General features: G+C 68.1%; 1 protein-coding gene. It reads right to left on the bottom strand.

The window, feature by feature from the left end; all coding sequences use genetic code 11:
* Positions 1 to 320, bottom strand: a 320-nt coding sequence (locus tag IF54_RS0139115) for a Phenylacetic acid catabolic protein (protein WP_030327563.1), incomplete at both ends; no start/stop codon positions are given.

Genomic DNA, 320 nt, shown 5'->3' with positions numbered 1-320 from the left:
GTCCTGGACCATCTCCCGCTGGGCGTCGGTGCCCCGCATCATGGTCATCAGCAGTTCGTAGCCCTGCCGCTGGTGGAAGGACTCCTCCTTGCAGATCCGCACCATCGCGCGCGCGTAGGGGCCGTAGGAACTGCGGCACAGCGGCACCTGGTTGCAGATGGCCGCGCCGTCCACGAACCAGCCGATCACGCCGACGTCGGCGAAGGTCGGCGTCGGGTAGTTGAAGATCGACGAGTACTTCTGACGGCCCGCGATCAGCCGCTCGGTGAGGTCCGCGCGGTCCGCGCCGAGGGTCTCGGCGGCCGAGTACAGGTACAGGC

The sequence above is a fragment of the Streptomyces sp. NRRL B-3229 genome (assembly GCF_000719505.1).
GTDB classification, from domain to species: domain Bacteria; phylum Actinomycetota; class Actinomycetes; order Streptomycetales; family Streptomycetaceae; genus Streptomyces; species Streptomyces griseorubiginosus.
This window is presented reverse-complemented; position numbering and strand designations above follow the sequence as displayed.